Source organism: Flavobacterium sp. B114r, assembly GCF_056824125.1.
Genome location: NZ_CP124858.1, coordinates 4,803,860 through 4,819,841, shown reverse-complemented (window position 1 = coordinate 4,819,841; position 15,982 = coordinate 4,803,860). Strand labels below are relative to the sequence as shown.

The 15,982-nt window shown below is 34.9% G+C and carries 10 protein-coding genes; 1 reads left to right on the top strand and 9 read right to left on the bottom strand.

The window, feature by feature from the left end; genetic code table 11:
• Positions 1–122: 122 nt before the first annotated feature.
• From QLQ94_RS20040 to QLQ94_RS20020, 5 genes are all read right to left on the bottom strand, one after another.
• A complete protein-coding gene (locus QLQ94_RS20040) occupies positions 123–1,541 on the bottom strand; it encodes a TolC family protein (protein ID WP_271336143.1) in 1,419 nt (472 codons plus the stop codon).
• 129 nt (positions 1,542–1,670) lie between these two features.
• A complete protein-coding gene (locus tag QLQ94_RS20035) occupies positions 1,671–4,835 on the bottom strand; it encodes an efflux RND transporter permease subunit (RefSeq protein ID WP_271336144.1) in 3,165 nt (1,054 codons plus the stop codon).
• A gap of 11 nt (positions 4,836–4,846) precedes the next feature.
• Entirely contained in the window at positions 4,847–6,070 is a 1,224-nt protein-coding gene (locus QLQ94_RS20030) for an efflux RND transporter periplasmic adaptor subunit (protein ID WP_271336145.1), read from the bottom strand.
• A gap of 243 nt (positions 6,071–6,313) precedes the next feature.
• Complete coding sequence (locus QLQ94_RS20025; protein ID WP_271336146.1) at positions 6,314–6,907, bottom strand: TetR/AcrR family transcriptional regulator; 594 nt, start codon at positions 6,905–6,907, stop codon at positions 6,314–6,316.
• Positions 6,908–7,399: 492 nt separating this feature from the next.
• Complete coding sequence (locus tag QLQ94_RS20020; protein WP_271336147.1) at positions 7,400–8,329, bottom strand: ketopantoate reductase family protein; 930 nt, start codon at positions 8,327–8,329, stop codon at positions 7,400–7,402.
• Between the two features lie 101 nt (positions 8,330–8,430).
• Here QLQ94_RS20020 and QLQ94_RS20015 point away from each other — a divergent pair, with 101 nt between their 5' ends.
• A complete protein-coding gene (locus tag QLQ94_RS20015; RefSeq protein ID WP_271336148.1) occupies positions 8,431–9,273 on the top strand; it encodes a helix-turn-helix transcriptional regulator in 843 nt (280 codons plus the stop codon).
• 267 nt (positions 9,274–9,540) lie between these two features.
• On the opposite strand, the gene QLQ94_RS20010 is transcribed toward QLQ94_RS20015, so the two are convergent.
• The 4 genes from QLQ94_RS20010 to QLQ94_RS19995 form a co-directional block, all read right to left on the bottom strand.
• The gene (locus QLQ94_RS20010) at positions 9,541–9,993 is read right to left on the bottom strand and encodes a GNAT family N-acetyltransferase (protein ID WP_271336149.1); all 453 of its coding nucleotides are present in this window, start codon (positions 9,991–9,993) and stop codon (positions 9,541–9,543) included.
• Positions 9,994–10,409: 416 nt separating this feature from the next.
• Positions 10,410–13,514: an efflux RND transporter permease subunit gene (locus QLQ94_RS20005; RefSeq protein WP_271336150.1), complete on the bottom strand. Its 3,105-nt coding sequence runs from the start codon at positions 13,512–13,514 to the stop codon at positions 10,410–10,412.
• 34 nt (positions 13,515–13,548) lie between these two features.
• Entirely contained in the window at positions 13,549–14,637 is a 1,089-nt protein-coding gene (locus tag QLQ94_RS20000; protein WP_271336151.1) for an efflux RND transporter periplasmic adaptor subunit, read from the bottom strand.
• 52 nt (positions 14,638–14,689) lie between these two features.
• Positions 14,690–15,976, bottom strand: a complete 1,287-nt coding sequence (locus tag QLQ94_RS19995) for a TolC family protein (RefSeq protein ID WP_482498348.1) — start codon at positions 15,974–15,976, stop codon at positions 14,690–14,692.
• Between the last annotated feature and the right edge of the window lie 6 nt (positions 15,977–15,982).

Here is a 15,982-nt window from a genome sequence, read left to right as displayed (position 1 = left end):
ATCCGCGCTTCGCGAAGCAAATCTGTGTCATCCGCGTGCCATGTCATTATAAAGCATAAAAAACGCTGCAAAACCTAAGTCTTACAGCGTTTTCATCTCAAAAAATAAATAATTAACGGGTATTATCTCCAACCACCGCCCAATGCACGATATAACTCGGTATTAGCAGAAAATTGTTCTCTTTTTATGTTGGCAAGTTCCAGCTCGCTTTGCAATAAGTTTGCCTGAGCAGAAAGAACTTCTAAGTATTCAGCCATACCATTTTTAAATAACAAATTGGCATTTTTAATCGCTTGCTGCAATGTTTTTACTCTTTCTTTTAGGAAAAATTCTTGCTGTTGTAGTTTCTCTACTTTTACCAAAGCATCAGATACTTCGCTAACAGCAACCAAAACAGATTGTCTAAAGCTTAAAACTGCTTTTTCTCTTTCGGCAACAGCAATATTGTATTGCGTTCTTACCTTTTTATTGTTTAATAAAGGCTGAGTCAAACCTCCGGCAACAGTTCCAAACAATGAAGCCGGAATGTTGAACCAATTGCTTGTTTCAAATGAATTTACACCACCTTGAGCTGTAATCCTAAGTGCCGGATACAAATCGGCTTTTGTGATTCCTACGTTTGCATTAGCAACTTTTAGCGCTAATTCAGCACTTTTTACATCCGGTCTTCTACTCACTAATGAAGATGGAATTCCAACTGCTTTATTGTTTTTTACTTCAAGAGTACTTAAACGAATCGTTCTGTTTTTTGAATTTGGAAAAGATCCTGTCAAAACGCTCAAAGCATTTTCCTGAATGGCAATGTTTTGTTCTAATTGTGGAATCAATTGTGCCGAAACTAGTTTCTGCGCCTCTGATTGCTGAATCGCTAATGTAGTTACTTGACCTGCATCGTATTTTAATTTGATTATGGTTGTTGTACTGTCATTCAATTTATAGTTTTGTTTCGCGATTTCCAATTGTGCATCCAACATCAAAAGATTGTAATATCCTTTAGAAACATTGGCTACAATAGTAGTTTGCAAAGCCTTTTTAACTTCTTCTGACTGAAGGTAACTTGCAAAAGCACCTTTTTTCTGATTTTTGATTTTCCCCCAAATATCAGCTTCCCATGAAAGTGATGCTCCGGCAGAATAATCATCGATATGATTTTGGCCTAAAGCCTGTCCTAAATTCTTTCCGGTAAAACTATTATCAGAAGGATTGCTTGTACTTGCACTTACATTCAAACTCACCTGAGGAACATTTCCCCATTTTGATTGTGTAAATCTATATTGTGCAATTTCGATATTTTTAACTGCAATTTGCAAATCATTGTTTCTTGCTACAGCGCTATCAATCAATTGAATAATATCTTTTTCTGTAAAGAAGTTTTTCCACTCCACATCTGCAATACTCGCGGTGTCTTTTGAAACCGATGCATTCCTGAAATTTTCAGGAAATGCATCTTTTGGAGTTTCAATATCCTTCGAAACTTTACAGGATATTATAGTCGTGATCAAAATGGCGATCATCACGATTTTGGTTATATAATTTTTCATTTTATATGTTGTCATTAAATTTCTGTACAAGTATCTTTTCTGTTATCAAGATCTCTTGAGATTTTATAGGATATGTATCCAATGCCAATTATGATGGCCACGAGGATTGTCGTTATATAGTTTTCCATTTTATTTTTCTTCGTTATGAATTACGGCTACTGGTTTTCCAGAAACCTTTTCTTGTAAATGCTGGAAGATGATGAATAAAACCGGGATGATAAACAACCCAAGTATTACTCCTGATATCATACCTCCGGCGGCACCAATACTAATTGAGTGGTTACCTTGTGCTGATGGTCCTGTGGCGCTCATCATTGGGATTAGACCCACAATAAAGGCTAGTGACGTCATGATGATTGGTCGTAAACGTAGTTTCGCTGCGTCGATTGCCGCTCTGACTAGTGCCTGACCTGATTTTCTTTTCTGGACGGCGAATTCTATAATCAGAATCGCATTCTTGGCGAGAAGTCCAATAAGCATTACCAGTGCAACTTGCACGTAAATGTTGTTTTCGATTCCTGTTAATCCAATGGCAACAAATACTCCAAATATACCTGCAGGTATTGATAAGATTACGGCCAATGGCAATATGTAACTCTCATACTGTGCAGCAAGTAAGAAATAGATGAATATCAAACACAGTAAGAAAATAGTTGCTGACTGACCTCCGGACGAAATCTCTTCACGAGTTTGTCCTGAAAATTCAAAACCGTAACCCGCAGGTAATTGTTGTGCTGCTACTTCCTGAATCGCTTTAATCGCATCTCCGGAACTAAATCCTGGTTTTGGGATTGCATTGATCGAAATCGAATTAAACAAATTGTATCTCGAAGCAGTTTCTGAACCATAAATACGGGTTAGTTTTACTAAAGTATTTATTGGCACCATTTCGCCAGTTTTGTTTTTTACAAAAACTCTGTCTATTGATGACGGATCAGCTCTGTCATCGATATCTGCCTGAACAACAACTCTGTAGTATTTACCAAATCTATTAAAGTCAGAAGCTTGTGCACTACCAAAATACGTTTGCATGGTTTGCAAAATGTCTTTTACTTTTACGCCTAACTGATCTGCTTTTTCATCATTGATATCCAATTGCAATTGAGGATAATCTGCTTTGAAAGAAGTAAATGCTACTGCAATTTCCGGACGTTTCATCAATTCGCCAATGAAGTTTTGAGAGATTCCGCTAAACTTATCCAGTTTTCCTCCCGTTTTATCCTGTAGTACTAAATCTAAAGCCTCAACGTTACTAAATCCGGGAACAGTAGGGAAACTAAATACGAAGAAACTTCCGCCTGAAATTGAACCTAATTTTCCACGAACCTGATTCATGATCTCGTCAATATTTTTGACATCTCCACGATCTTCATTTGGTTTAAGTAATACGAAAACAACAGCTGAAGATGGACTTGTAGAATTGGTCAATAAGTTGAAACCTGAAATTGCGGTAACGTCTCTTGATGCATCTAATTTGCTAAGAATGTTTTCAGCCTCAGTCATCACTTTTTGAGTTCCGTCTAAAGATGTTCCTGAAGGAGTGTTTACTGCAATTGCAATAAAACCTTGATCTTCAGTTGGGATAAATCCTGCAGGAGTAGTTTTTACCATTATTACAGTTGCTACAGTAATTAAAGCTAAACCTCCTAAACTTAACCATTTTCTTCTAATTAAAAATTTCAAACCACCAACATAACGGTTGGTTAAGGAATCAAAACTTTTATTGAATCCGTTAAAGAATTTCTCTTTAAATCCTTTTTTAACATACGGAGCATCTCCTTCGTGAGCTGTATGATTGTCTTTTAAGAATAAAGCAGCAAGTGCCGGACTTAAAGTCAATGCGTTAACAGCTGAAATTACAATTGCAATCGCCATCGTAAAGGCAAACTGACGATAGAAAACCCCTGTTGAGCCTTCCATAAAACCAACCGGCAGGAATACAGCAGCCATTACCAGCGTAATCGAGATAATAGCACCCGTTATTTCGTGCATTGCTTCATGAGTGGCTACTTTTGGAGACAAATGTTTGTGCTCCATTTTCGCATGCACGGCTTCGACGACCACAATCGCATCATCTACCACAATACCAATCGCCAGAATTAAAGCGAAAAGCGTTAAAAGGTTGATCGAAAATCCGAATAACTGCATGAAGAAGAACGTTCCTAAAATTGCTACAGGTACAGCAATAGCCGGGATTAATGTTGATCTAAAATCCTGAAGGAATATAAATACTACGATAAATACTAATATAAACGCTTCAAGTAAAGTATGCTGAACTTGTTCTATAGATTGATCTAAAGCAACTTTTGTACTATAGAAAATGTTATGTTTTATTCCTTTAGGGAAATCTTTAGCTGATTTTTCCATCAATTTATTAATGGCAACCTGTATATCATTCGAGTTAGAACCTGCTAATTGGATAATACCAATTACAACTCCTTTTTTACCATTTAAACGTGTTAAACTGTTATAAGAGTAAGCACCAAGTTCAACTCTGGCTACATCTTTAAGACGAAGTATTGAACCATCAGCATTAGAACGTATAGCTATATTTTCATATTCTTCCGGTTTAGTTAATTTTCCTTTGTATTTAATTACATATTCGAAAACTTCTTTACTTCTTTCTCCAAATTTACCCGGAGCAGCTTCCAAACTTTTATCCTGAATCGCGCTCATGATTTCGTTTGGTGTCACTTTGTAAGTAGACATTTGCGTTGGATTCAACCAAACACGCATTGAGTAATCTTTTACACCTCCAAAAATACTGGCTGAACCAACTCCTGGAATACGTTTGATCTCCGGAATAATATTGATTTGTGCATAATTGGCAACAAAAGTCTGATCGTATTTTGACTCATCTTCGGTAAACATACCAATAGCCATAATGAAACTATTTTGTTGTTTTGCAGTAGTCACACCTTGCTGAACAACCTCTGCCGGCAACTGACTAGTTGCCTGAGCAACTCTGTTTTGCACGTTTACCGCGGCCTGATCTGCATTAGTTCCTAATTTAAAGAACACTGTAATTGCAAGAGATCCGTCATTACTGGCCGTAGAACTCATGTAAGTCATGTTCTCAACACCATTGATAGACTCTTCAAGTGATGGTGCCACAGAACGTAAAACCGTTTCTGCATTCGCTCCTGGATAAACTGCCGTTACCAAAACCGATGGCGGTGCAATATCAGGAAACTGTTGTAAGGGCAACTTCGTAAGACCAAGTATACCTAATATGACCAATAAAATGGAAATAACGGTTGCCAGTACAGGTCTTTGTATAAATATTTTGAACATTTTCGTAAAAATTATTTTTTATTAATTATTTGGGCAACTTTTGCAGGAGATGATTTTTCCGGCTGAATTGCTTGTCCGTCCTGAAGTTTATCGATTCCGCTTAATACAATTTGGTCACCGGATTTTACACCATCTTTAATAATGTAATTCGTTCCGCTTTTACCAGAAACTGTGATAGGCATTTTAGTAACCTTGTTTTCTTTATTTACTGTGAAAACAAAAACTTTATCCTGCATCTCAACAGTAGCTGATTGTGGCACTAAAACCGCATCATCATGTTGAAGACCTAAACGAATTCTTCCTGTGTTTCCTGAACGTAAAGTTCCGCCAGCATTAGGGAAAGTTGCTCTTAAAGTAATCGCGCCGGTAGTTTTATCAAATTGACCGTCTACCATATCGATTTTTCCGGTTTGAGGATAAGCGTTATTATCTGCTAAAACCAAAGTTACAGGAGGTAATTTTTTTAGTTTATCACCAAGTGTATTTCCAGCGTATTGCGCTTTAAAATTGATGAAATCAGTTTCTCCTAAAGAGAAATAAGCATAAACTTCATGAACATCAGATAAGTTTGTTAACGGCTCAACATCAGTTGCAGAAACTAAACTTCCTTGTTTTTTAGGCAATCTACCAATGTAACCGCTTACTGGAGCTGTAACATTTGTATATCCTAAATTAATTTTGGCAGATCCTACCATTGCTTTTGCTTGTTCGATGTTTGCAGCAGCAATTTTTTGAGAAGCTTTAGCTGTTTTTAACTGATAATCAGAAACTACTTTGTTTTGAACTAAAGGAGTTAATTTATCAACTTCTAACTGAGCATTTATTAAAGCCGCTTCATAAGCATGAAGACTTGCCAATGCATTGTTTAATTGCTCACGGAAAGGACGTTCGTTTATTTTGAATAAAGTTTGACCTTTATTTACATAAGCTCCTTCGTCTACAAAAACTCTTTCAAGGTTTCCGCTTACCTGAGGACGAATTTCAACATCAACTGTTCCCTGAATCGAAGCAGGATATTCAGCATCTGTAGTAGTGTTTTCGCTTGTAATAGCTAGAACGGGTAACAATGGTGGAGCAGGAGCTGCTGGAGCCTGCGATTTATCTGCACAACTGCTTAGCACTAGTGCCAGGATAAAACTGGTTATAATTACATTTTTCATTTTAGTATTGGTTTTAATTTGTTGGACATTCTCTTTGTTAAAAAATTGTGGCATTCTGGCATTCCCGGTGTTCATATTTAATTATATTAAATTATCTAACGTTGTTAAGTAATATTGTGCAAAAATTCAAATAACAGTACTTTCCAAATCTATTATGAAATGGGATTAAATTATTTATCACTGTTAAGTAAATCGGAAAACAAATTCTGATATTACGCTAATTAAATTTTCTAACACTGTTAAGTAAAGTAGTAAAAAAATAGTTGCTAAATTACTCTATTAAATCATTTATCACTGTTAAGTTAAAATGAAATTTTTTTATTGAATTGATTTTATAATTCCACCAATCGCATCTTTTAGGATTTGATTGTTGATAGTTTCCATTATTTCGCTTTTATTGATGATATTAATTGCAATCAAACCGTGAATTACAGAGAAAAAAGTAAAATACTTCTGTTTGATTACTTCATCAGTAGGGTTGCTGTTTTTCATAATTTCAGCAATTACCGAAGTGAATAATTTATAAGGTCTTTCCTGAGCTGAACATTGTTGGGAACAACAATTCATTTGCACTCCAAACATCACCTGATACATTTCGGTATCTGTAAAAGCGAAATCCCAATAGGCCATCCACATGGCTTCTAATTGTTCTTCCGGTTTTTCAAATTTATCTCGGGCATCCTGAAGTTCTTTTGCTAACTTGATAAAACCTTTTCCGGTTAGTTCATTAAGAATAGCTTCTTTATTCGAAAAGTATTCATAAATGATCGGAGCCGTATATTCAATCTTGTCAGCAATTTTTCGCATGCTCAGACCTTGCCATCCTTCTTCTTTAACGATAGCATAAGCAGCCTCAAGAATGTTACTTCTTGTCTCTTCTTTTTGTCTTAAAATACGATCTTTACTAGCCATTTTATTTAAGTATTAAATTGTTTAACACCGTTAGGCAAATGTATGGTGGTTTTTCTGATTATGAAATAAATTTATCATAATATTTTCTTATTGTTGTATAGACAAATATTGAAATACGTTGAAAGCCTTTAGTTATAAGGCTATTTTCAGCTTTTCTTTTTTAAGAAGCAGATGGGTTTTCGTGTTTCAAGACCATTTTTCCCGCTCTTCACTGTATCATTTATGGTAAACGCCGCTATAAAAGGATGCCGTTTCGATCGTGACTAGGGGAAGATCTGTTTTTTTTAAGAGGTTTTCGGTTTAATCGCGAATAAAATTTTGACGAAATTATTTATGTTAAACAGGATTGAAATCCAGCCTTACAATATAGTTCGAGCATATGGCTCTTTTTTTAATCATTTTTATGCTTACCCAAATAGATTGTAAAATTCCAGAGGAATGATTTATATTGTAAGGCTTGATTTTAATCCAGATTAAAATGAGTATGTTTCATTAATAAACATTACAAGATGTTTTTATTTTTTCATTTACATCATTATAAAAAGGAGTTTCGATTCCATATTTATTGGCATTTTCAATCACGTAATCTACCAAGAAACGTTTCTCTGTTTGATTATTGTTTTCAAAATCCAATTGTAGAGATGATTTGGATTCGAATGGAAATTTGGTCAATAAATCTTTAGAAGTTTCGATGTCTTGCATTGTCAGGGTGATATTGTTTTTACTGGCAAGTGATTGAATCTCCATCATCATATTTCCCAGAATATACATTAGGTTTTGATCTTTTAAAAGTTGACCAAAGGTAATTTTATATGCCGACGTGATTCCTGCAACGGGAGCAACGAAAAGATATTTTGTCCATAAGATCTGATTGATGTTTTCTGCATATGTAATGTCTAAACCTCCTGAAGCCAATAATTCTATTAATTGTTTATTCTCATGTCCTCCAACGAAAATTTTCCCAGGTCCCCCAACATGCTGTATATGTCCTGGTTGCTTTACGTTTGAAGCCACATAAATACAACCTTCCATAATGTTTGCGGCTTGCGGTAAATTTTCTTGAATTATTTCTTTGGCATTCACGACATTTTGCAAAGTGATTATGATCGTTTCGGGACCTATACAATCTTTGTATGTAGATAATACATCTTTTATAGAATAAGATTTAGAAGTAAGGATCAAAACATCCAGAATTCCAATTTCAGTTGGATTATCTGATACTAAATCGGGAGATATAGTTTCTTTAGTGCCTTTAGATTCAAACACTAAACCTTTATTTTGGATTACGTTTTTGGTTTCACCTCTGCAAATGAATATAATTTTGGTTGTACTGTCTTTATATTTTTTGACTAGTGGAGCACCAACAAATCCACCGATGCCGCCGATTCCAAGAATTCCTATTTTCATCGTATCTGAGTTCATATCGTAGTATTTTGGGTTTTAAATTATCAATGCAAAGTAAATAGGTTTAAGACGAATGATTGATGTAAAAATATCGGTTATATTTGTAAAAATTAAGGATTATGAAAGATACCTTTTTTATATACAAAGATTTCGAAATTTATTCTGTAGAAGAACTCACCTGGAAAAAGGAAGTACATCGACATAATTTTTTCGAACTATTATATATCGAATACGGGACAGGAAATCATATTTTAAATTCGATTGCTCATCATTACAAACAGCACGATATTTATTTACTTACTCCCAAGGATTATCATTCCTTTAAAACATTGGAGCCCACAAAATTTCACTGTTTGCGTTTTCTGCCCAATTTTTTTTCGAACAAAAAAGAAATAGAAGAGATCGAAATGCTATTTTATTATCACAATCAAACCAATGGAAATTTGATTTTTTTGCAAGATGATAAAGCTTTTTGTGAAATGGTTATTTTAAAGATACTGGACGAAGTTGCTCAACCAAAAGGGCAAAACGAAATCATTATTAAAAGTTTGATGATGTCATTAATTCAGATTATTCGACGAAATGCCGGCATAAACGAAAACAGTCTTAATTTTCAAACTAACGAGGTTTTAAAGATTGATACTATTTTAAGTTATATCCGTTCGAATATTGCGAATCCACATTTGCTGAAGAAAAAAAAAATGGCGATTTATTTCAATGTTTCGATCCATTATATTGGTGAGTACTTTAAAACGCATCTCAATATTACTTTAAGAGATTATATCGAGCAAACAAAGCTGAAAGTAGTTATCGAAAAATTAAGTAAAAGCAATTTGACTTTTTCAGAAATCAGTAATGATTTAGGGTTTATTGATAGTAGTCATTTTAATAAATTCATCATGAGAAGTACGGGAATCTCTCCATCTGAATTTAAAAAATCATTAATTATTTCAGCAACATAAGTTTGATTATTTTTAATGTTACTTTTTTGAAGTATGATTTTTGTAGCAAAGCCGAAAGTTGAAACACAATCTTGTCATTTCGATTCTGAAGCTTCAGCAGAGAAATCACACACGAAACTCCGTACCTGGAATCGCCAATCTTTGTCGATCTTCTAGCGTAATTTCTCCTTTGTCGAGATGACAAAATCTTTGTGATTTTGGACTTTGCGACATATTTATAATTCAGAAAAATATATATATCGGTCGGCTGGAGCTTTTAATAAAAAATTATTTTATAAAATCCATTTCTACATGCTCAATTCCCGCATCGAGGAAATAATTATTAGTTTGTCTGAATCCGTTTTTGATATAAAACGGAGTTGCAATTACCTGAGCATAAAGATAAATTTTGTCTTCGTTTTTTAAATCGTCTAATATTTTTAATAGTAAGGCTTCACCAATTCGTTGCCCTCTAAAGATATTTAGGACAGCGATTCGTTCAATTTTTGCTCCTTTTTCCATTTTTCGGTATCGTGCTGCTCCGGCCGGGAAACCATTTACGGTTGCCAAATAATGTACTGCATCTTCATCATCCATTGATTCGCGTTGCGGAGATACATTTTGTTCTTCGACAAATACTTTTTTTCTAATTGAGAATGCGGTTTCTATTAATTTTTGATCTTCAACTTTTTCTACTACAATTGTGTTTTCGGTATACGTCTGAGTTTTGTTATTGCTCATTATAATTTCTGGTATTTTACTTGTTTATGGCTTCGAATAAATTATTATATTATTAATCAGTTCAATATAATTGCGGGATTGACTTGAAAATAAATCGTGTACAAATATACGTAGTTAACTACATATATTCAAAATTTAATTTCATATTTAAATTTTATTTATAATGAAGGCAGGACTTAATAGGAATGTGAAAGGTGATTGAAGTCTTAATTTTTTAGAATGTTCCCGATCGAAATGATATCTTTTTCCTGGATCTTTAGACAGGAAAAGATATAATGTAGAGCGGAACTAAAGTTCTGGTTGAATGAAATTTATCTGCTTTTAAAAATGAGCAATTAAAAAGGAATAATAAAAAATACACCTCTAAACATAAAGTTGTCTAGAGGTGTCTTCAAAATTAAAATATAATAAGATGTTTATGAATCTATTCTGCTTGTATCTTTTTTGCGATATACCAGATAAAAAACTTGTGGTAATACAGTTAGTGATAAGAACATACAAGTTATCAATCCACCGACGATCATGATGGCTAATGGTTTTTGAACTTCAGAACCCATTCCTGTTGATAATGCTGCAGGTAGTAATCCTAAAGATCCCATAAGGGCAATCATAACAATTGGACGAATTCTGCTGTAAATACCATTAGAAATAGCATCTTTCAAATGCATTCCTGCTTGCATATTTTCCCGGATCATACCAATGAGGACAATACTATCGATAGCGCTGACCCCAAAGAGAATAATAAAACCAATTCCGGCTGATATTCCGAACACGGTTCCTGTGACCCAAAGTGATAAGAAACCACCAATAAAAGCGTAAGGCATGGCACTTATAGCCACTAAGGTATCTTTGAAATTACCGAAATTGAAATACAACAAACATAAAATCAAAATCAAAACAACCGGAACAATCATTGCTAATTGTTTAGAAGCTCTTTCTTTGCTTTCAAATTCTCCTGCCCATTTCATTACATTTTCTTTAGGTAGTTTTACCTCTGCAGCTACTTTTTTCTGAGCTTCGTCAATCGTACTTCCTAAATCTCTTCCTTCAATACTAAAACCTACGGCAATATATCTACTGTTTCCTTCACGATAAATGAATGTTGGACCTGTTTTATATTCTACAGTAGCAATCTCTTTCAACGGAACTTTTTTGCCATTCATTGTCGGAATAAGAATGTCTTCAATCTTTTCTTTTGAGTCACGATATTCTTTCTCAAAACGTAAAGTGATATCAAACACCTTTTCGTCATCATAGAATTTGGTTGCTGCCTGACCTCCAATTGTCATTCTGATAACAGCTTGCGCATCGGCAGTTGTAACTGCGTAACGCGCCATTTTTTCGTCGTCAAGTTGAATTCTTAATTCCGGTAAACCAATGTTTTTATAGACATTGATATCTTCGATCCCTTTTACATCTTTGATTGATTTAGCTACTTTTTTAGCCATTTCTTCCAATTGAAAAAGATCATTTCCAAATATCTTAATTACAAGCGGACTTTTTACTCCGGCAACATATTCTTCGACATTATCCTGAATAGGCTGGCTAAATCCAAATCCGATTCCGGGATATACATCGAGTTCTTTCTTGATCTCAGCAATCAGTTCTTCTTTGCTGATATTACGTTTCCATTCGTCCTGATGTTTTAATTCGATATGCAATTCGATATTAAAAAATCCTGTTGGATCTGTTCCGTCATTTGGTCTTCCGGTTTGGGTAAGAACGAATTTTACTTCTTCGAATTTCCTTATTTTGCCTTTCATTTCTTTGGTAAGCCTCACGGCTTCGTCCAGATTGATACTATTAGGCAAAGTTGCTCTGACATAAATAGCTCCTTCATTCAATTTTGGAATAAATTCTGAACCATAAAAAGCAAATTTGGCACAACAAAGTGCAAGTAAAGCTAAGAAAGCATATATTGTTGCTTTACGATGTCTGGTACTCCATTGAAAAAGTTTAAAAAGATTTACTCTGAAGAAACGCGAAATCATATTTTCTTTCTCTACAATATTTTTGGTCAACATCACTTTACACATTGCCGGAACATAGGTAAGGGATAGAATCAAAGATCCTAAAAGGGCATAACTTAGTGTAAAGGCAAGGGGAGAGAACATTTTTCCTTCTACTTTTGTGAAAGAGAAAATTGGCATTAATGCAACAATCAAAATGATTAAGGCAAAGAAAATATAAGTAGCCACACTACCAACACTTTTCTTGATAAGTCCCATTTTACTCATGTTGTTAAAGCGTTCCATTCCCACTTTATGTGCTTTCTTTTCGAGCGATACAAAGACCTGCTCGACAATTACTAATGTTCCTTCGAGTAATAATCCGAAATCCAGCGCTCCCATCGAAATTAAATTTGCGGGCAATCCCTGAATTCTCAACATAATAATGGCAAACAAAAACGAAAGCGGAATTACAGATGCCACAATCAATGATGTTCTCCAGTTGTAAAGGAAAATAAATACAATTAATGAAACCAATAATATACCTTCTACAAGGTTTTTTGTTACCGTTTTTACGGTTGTATCTACCAATTTGGTACGGTCAATAAACGGGACTATTTTTACATTATCCGGCAGTACTCTTTCGTTCAGTTCATTCAAACGATCTTTGAGTCTCTTGATTACTTCGCCTGGATTTTCTCCACGAAGCATCACTACAATACCTTCTACAACATCATCATCGCCGTCTAAACCTACTTGTCCTAATCTTGGTTTGGCTGATATCGAAACTTCAGCTACGTGTTTTACTAAAATGGGTGATGATCCTTTGGTTTCAATCAGGATATTACCAATATCTTCGACTTTATTAATCAAACCTACACCACGTACTACATAAGCCTGATCACCACGCTGAATAACATCTCCACCAACATTGATATTACTTTTCGAAACTGCTTCGTAAACATCTAATGCAGAAAGATTGTAATTCTCTAATTGTGTTGGATTGATCTTGATTTCGAACATTTTTTCTTCACCGCCAAAACTTACCACATCGGCAACACCGGGAACAGCGATTAGTTCTCTTTCGATTACCCAATCCTGAATGGCTTTTATTTCCTTAATTGGCAAATCACTTTTGATGATGTATCTGAATATTTCGCCTGTTGCTCCGGATGGTGGTTCAATTTCTACATCGGCACCTTCGGGAAGATCTAATCCGTTAAGGCGATTAGAGGCATATTGCTGTGCGTAGAAATCCTCGACATCATCATCAAATAATACAGTTACAACTGATAATCCGAAAAGTGAAATAGAACGTACTTCTGCTTTTTTCGGGATCGTGTTCATTTGTTTTGAAATAGGAAGTGTGATGAATTTCTCTACTTCTTCGGCACTTCTTCCCGGCCATTGTGTAATGATTCTTGCCCTTGTATTGGTTACATCAGGAAAAGCTTCGATGGGCGTATGGATATAGCTCACTATACCCGCGACTAGTAATACGGCTGTTAGGAAAAAAACTATAAGAGAGTTTTTTAGCGAGAAAGCCACCAGACCTTGTACAAATTTTTTCATTTCTTGTATGGTATTTATCCGTTTTTAGGGATAATTAGTTTTTTAATCGTTCGTGAATCAAAAGTTGATTTTTGGTAATCACCATTTCACCTTCATTAACTCCTTTGTCAAAATAAACCCAGTTGTTGTTTTTTATAATCGGATTAATTTCTCTGGTTTCAATTGTACAATCATCTTTGTAGATCAAAATATGGTCGCGATTATTATCAAAAATGACTGCTTTTGCAGGAATAGAAACTAACATTTCTCCACCTTTGCTTTTATCGATTACGATATCTGCCGTCATTCCGGGTTTTAGTTTCAGGTTTTTGTTCTCCAACACAATTCTGGCTTTCAATACATGTTCATCTGCATCAAAAACTTTGGCAAGCATGGCAATTTTCCCTTTAAAAACTTCGCCTGGATAAGCAGGTGTTGTAACGTCTACTAACATATTTTCGGTTACGTTTTTCAGATTACTAGTATATACATTTACTAATACCCAGATTTCTTTTAAGTCAGAAATAGTAAAAAGAGGATCACTGCCATCTGTTATTTGCATTCCCGGGCTAATGTTTTTAGCCACGATATATCCTTCGGTAGGTGCTTTTATCTGAAAAACTGATCTCTCGCTGCTGGCACTAAACATGGCAAGATTGGCTCTCACATTTTCAAGAGAAGACTTTAAAACATCCAATTCGCTTTGCGCCTGCATTAAATCTTTTTGGGAAGCAATTCCATCATCAAACATTGATTTGATCGATTGTAAATTACGTTGTGCCACTGCTATCTGAGATTGAAACGATTTACTTTCAGATTGCATACCATTCAGTTCTGTACTTTTTATTTCAGCCAGAACTTGTCCTTTTTTTACATAATCTCCCAATGAAAAAGTAGTTTTGGTAATAATTCCTTCTACAAGACTATTAAATTGTACTACATGATCTGCGTTATAAGTGATATTTCCGGTAAGATTGATAGACTCAGTAACGGAACGCTTTTGTGCGGCTTCGATTGTGATTTTTTCTTTTAAGTCTTTATCGATACAAAATTTTTCTTCTTTTGTTTCTTTGATTTCTTCCTTTTTGCCACATCCATAAACGAGCATTAACCCAAGTATCGGGAGTAAAATAAGTTTCTTCATTGTGTTTATTATTATTGTAAGATCATTTGCTAAGTATTCAGGATCAGTATAATTAATTAATTTCCTGACCTGAGATGTAGCGCAGTTCTTCAAGGTTTTTATTAAGGTCTTTTTTAGAATTTAGCAGGATAGATTTGTTGTCTAGATAAGCATCAACAAAATCAAGATATTCTAACATACTTGTATTTCGCTGCATGAAATTTTTGCGGTAGCTTTCAAGAAGTTTATCAAGATCTTCTTCATAATTGGCATCGACGCTCTCATACAATTTTTTGGTTACCAGTAAATCTTCATAAGCTTGTAATACTTCAGACTGGATGCTAATTGTTTTTTCTTCGGTCAATAACTTACCTTGGGTAACCGATATTTTAGCTGCTTTTATGTTTCCCTGATTTCTATTGAAAAATGGAAGATCAAGAGCAAAACCAACACCAACAAAATCTACCATTGTACTAGACCCACGGTCATAGGTGACTCCAAGGGTAACATCTGGTGTTCGCATCGCCTTTTCGTATTTGTACTTATTGTTGTTATACTCATTTGCTAGTTTAATGACTTTCATATCAGGTCGGTTCTCTAGAGCTGAAGCCATAAGATTGCCTAAATTAATATTGTCAAGATTTTTATTATTGGGAACAAAACCATCTTCGGTAAGTTTGATATAACTTGTAGCAGGCAGATTCATAAGAACTTTAAGCTCTTTTTGTAAGGAGTTATTCTCTTTTTGCAAATCGCTGATTTCTTTTAAGAATTGTAGCTCAGTTGCTTTAAGTCTTATATATTCGCCTCTTCCTATATTGCCTTGTGAGACTTGGTTGCTGTATGCTTTAAGTAAGATTTGTATCGAAGAAATTTGTTTTTTATAAACAGCTTGGTGTCCTTGTGTATACTGCAATTCGGTTAGATTGCCTCGGAACTCAATTTTTAGGTTGCGCAAAAAGGTTTTAAAGTATTCTTTGGCAATATCTACTCCCACTTTCTCCATGGCAATTAATTTTTTTCTTTTGCCGGCTGTCTGGATAAGTTGCTCAAGTTCAGCATTCACTTGGGAGGTCGTTCCAAAATTTCCCCATAAAGGAGGTAATTGCTCGGCTGTGGCATTGTGCCAAAGATTGATCTCGCCAATAGTAAGGGTAGGATTGGGCCATAATTTCGCCTGAATAACTTGCGCATCAGCAATGTCGATATTTAGCTTTTCAGAAATAAGAGAAATATTCTTATCCAGAAACAAAGCCTCGGCTTGTGTTCGGGACAGAACAATTGTATCGTTTATTGCGGCAATTTGCGCCACACCGTTGTGCGATACAATAACGAGCAGGGTTAAAAGTATACGTTTCAAATTAAG

Excerpts from the sequence above, each read along its gene's own strand:
- QLQ94_RS20010 (WP_271336149.1), bottom strand. The coding sequence starts at position 9,993 with ATGAGCAATAACAAAACTCAGACGTATACCGAAAACACAATTGTAGTA.
- QLQ94_RS20005 (WP_271336150.1), bottom strand. The coding sequence starts at position 13,514 with ATGAAAAAATTTGTACAAGGTCTGGTGGCTTTCTCGCTAAAAAACTCT.
- QLQ94_RS20020 (WP_271336147.1), bottom strand. The coding sequence starts at position 8,329 with ATGAACTCAGATACGATGAAAATAGGAATTCTTGGAATCGGCGGCATC.
- QLQ94_RS20000 (WP_271336151.1), bottom strand. The coding sequence starts at position 14,637 with ATGAAGAAACTTATTTTACTCCCGATACTTGGGTTAATGCTCGTTTAT.
- QLQ94_RS20030 (WP_271336145.1), bottom strand. The coding sequence starts at position 6,070 with ATGAACACCGGGAATGCCAGAATGCCACAATTTTTTAACAAAGAGAAT.
- QLQ94_RS20015 (WP_271336148.1), top strand. The coding sequence starts at position 8,431 with ATGAAAGATACCTTTTTTATATACAAAGATTTCGAAATTTATTCTGTA.
- QLQ94_RS20040 (WP_271336143.1), bottom strand. The coding sequence starts at position 1,541 with ATGAAAAATTATATAACCAAAATCGTGATGATCGCCATTTTGATCACG.
- QLQ94_RS20025 (WP_271336146.1), bottom strand. The coding sequence starts at position 6,907 with ATGGCTAGTAAAGATCGTATTTTAAGACAAAAAGAAGAGACAAGAAGT.
- QLQ94_RS20035 (WP_271336144.1), bottom strand. The coding sequence starts at position 4,835 with ATGTTCAAAATATTTATACAAAGACCTGTACTGGCAACCGTTATTTCC.